Origin of the sequence: Inquilinus limosus MP06 (assembly GCF_000767795.1) — a bacterium.
In the GTDB taxonomy this organism is placed as follows: Bacteria; Pseudomonadota; Alphaproteobacteria; order DSM-16000; family Inquilinaceae; genus Inquilinus; species Inquilinus limosus_E.
Window position 1 is genome coordinate 1 of the sequence record NZ_JANX01000728.1, and the last position, 2,593, is coordinate 2,593.

A 2,593-nucleotide genomic window follows, 5' to 3' on the forward strand; every position below is an offset into this window, starting at 1 on the left:
GCCTGGGGTCGACGGCGAGCGGCAGCGCCAGCGCGGCCAGCGCCAGCGCCCCGGCCGCCAGCGGCCATCGCGCCTGCCGCTGCAGAATGCCGCGAAAATCGGTCTCGTCCCGCATGATCCTCCAGCCGGTCGACGGCATCATCCTACGCGACTCTTCGGCCAAACCGTGACGCAGGTCACAGTCCGGCTCTGGACAATCACCCGGCGTGCTTGCTCTATGGCGCAAACGGGGTTGCCGGGACTGGGTCCGCCATGGCCGAGAGAAAACGTCCGCTCGTCATCGTCACGCGCAAGCTGCCGGATGTCATCGAGACCCGGATGATGGAGCTGTTCGAGACCCGGCTGAACCATGACGATGTGGCGCTGGACCGCGACCAGCTGGCCGCGGCGATGGCCGAGGCCGACGTGCTGGTGCCGACGGTGACCGACCGGATCGACGCCGAGCTCCTCGCCAAGTCCGGCCCGCAGCTAAAGCTGATCGCCAGCTTCGGCACCGGCGTCGACCATATCGACCTGGCGGCCGCGAAGGCGCGCGGGCTGACCGTGACCAACACCCCCGGCGTCCTGACCGAGGACACGGCCGACATGACCATGGCCCTGATCCTGGCCGTGGCCCGCCGGCTGGCGGAGGGCGAGCGGCTGGTCCGAAGCGCGCAGTGGACGGGCTGGAGCCCGACCGGGATGCTCGGCGCCCGGCTCGGCGGCAAGCGCCTCGGCATCATCGGCATGGGCCGGATCGGCCAGGCGGTGGCGCGCCGGGCCCGCGCCTTCGGCCTGTCGGTGCACTACCACAACCGCAACCGGGTGCATCCGGAGGTGGAGGCCGAGCTGGACGCCACCTTCTGGCCCAGCCTGGACCAGATGCTGTCGCGGATGGACATCGTCTCGGTCAACTGCCCGCGCACGCCGGCGACCTTCCACCTGCTGTCGGCCCGGCGGCTGAAGCTGCTGCGCCGCGACGCGCTGATCGTCAACACCTCGCGCGGCGAGGTGATCGACGAGACCGCGCTGGCGCAGATGCTGAAGCAGGGCGAGCTGGCGGGGGCCGGGCTCGACGTGTTCGAGCGCGAGCCGAACGTCAATCCGAAGCTGCTGAAGCTGGGGAATGTGGTGCTGCTGCCGCATATGGGCTCGGCCACGCTCGAGGGCCGCATCGACATGGGGCAGAAGGTGATCGTCAACATCCGCAGCTTCGTCGACGGCCACGTGCCGCCCGACCGGGTGCTGGAGACGGAGTTTTGAAGGTCTTTTACGACGAGCCACTACGCCGGAAGCGAACGTCGATCCACCAGTCGTTCTGCCAATCCTCGTAGCCGAAGATCATGCCCTCGAGGCGCTCGAAAACCTCGTTCCAGCCTCCGGAGCTTGCCGAAGCCGTCATGATCAGCTTCATGGCCGGGATGCGCCATTCCTCGCCCTTCGCCGTGTAATAGACGGTCCGGATACCGAGAAACTCCCCCACCGGACGCGGAAATGGCTCGATCACCTCCTCCCGGTGAAGCACGCCTTGCGCTACCCAATGGTCGAAGCGATGTTCGCCCTCGAACGTCATTGGGGGATATTCGAGGGTCATGCGGGCCAGCTTCTTGCGACCGTCCAGGAGGAGGGGAAGCTCGTAGCCCGTATGCACCAGATAGGGCACGGTGTCGATCGAGTGGAGGCGGGTCAGGGCATAGTCCCGGTCGTCGGCGTCCAGCCCCGGGATGTCGAGCTCGGCTCCGGACGCGGCAGCGATCGCTGCCGCTTCGGCTTCGTCGAGCGGATAGGATCGCCTGAGCTCCGGGTCGTCTTCCGCCTCGACACCGAGCAGCGAGCGAAGCCTGTCGGGGTCGGGATTCCGCAGGTGGATCTGGAAGACCGGGCACCATTGCTCGCGGTCGAATATGACCAGAACGAGATCGCCGGTGCCCAGCTTGGGATGGTTCATTTCCTGTCATCCCCTTCCTGTCATGCCCGGGCTTGACCCGGGCATCCAGAGAGCGTCGACACCTTCTGGATTGCCGGGTCAAGCCCGGCAATGACAGGGAGGGAATTGGCCCTTATCTCGGCCGCACCGTCTGGTGCAGCGCGGCGATGGTCTGGGCGTCCAGCTTCAGCGCCAGGGCCAGCTGCTTCAGGAAGCGGCTCTCCTCCGGCGAATCCATGGTCACGGTCAGCAGCGCCGCGGTGTAGATCTGCGCCGCCTCCTGCGGGCCGCCGACGCCGGCCGCCAGCTCCTCCGGCGTCGCCGGGCTGTTCAGCTCCTGCTCGATGAAGGCGCGCTCCTCCTCGTCCTCCTCGCCGAGCTGGCCCTGGATCGCCGCCGCCTCGTTCTGGTCGATGGTGCCGTCGGCCGCCGCCGCCGCGATCATGGTGCGCAGGATGCGATGCGCCGTGTCCTGCCCCATCAGCGGCGCCGCCTGGCCGCCGCCGCCGACCGAATCGGCCATGTCGAGGAAGCCGCCGCCGGATCCGCCGCCGACACCCGGGGCTGCGGCCGGTGTGGCCGGTGCCGTCGGAGGCGCATCGCCCATGCCGCCCAGCAGACCGCCGAGGCCGCCGCCTCCGCCGCCGCGATTCTGCAGCGCCTGCATCGCGATCGTGGCGATGATCG

3 protein-coding genes are annotated in these 2,593 nt (G+C 68.6%); 1 reads left to right on the forward strand and 2 read right to left on the reverse strand.

From position 1 onward, the window contains the following. Positions 1-252: 252 nt before the first annotated feature. A complete protein-coding gene (locus P409_RS31525; protein WP_034847840.1) occupies positions 253-1,242 on the forward strand; it encodes a 2-hydroxyacid dehydrogenase in 990 nt (329 codons plus the stop codon). Positions 1,243-1,249: 7 nt separating this feature from the next. Here P409_RS31525 and P409_RS36620 read toward each other — a convergent pair whose 3' ends face one another. Both P409_RS36620 and P409_RS36625 read right to left on the reverse strand, forming a co-directional pair. Beyond that, positions 1,250-1,927, reverse strand: coding sequence for a DUF7683 domain-containing protein (locus P409_RS36620; RefSeq protein ID WP_052121627.1), 678 nt, complete (start codon positions 1,925-1,927; stop codon positions 1,250-1,252). A gap of 112 nt (positions 1,928-2,039) precedes the next feature. After that, on the reverse strand, positions 2,040-2,593 hold a 554-nt coding region (locus P409_RS36625; protein ID WP_152613653.1), incomplete at its 5' end, for a DUF533 domain-containing protein.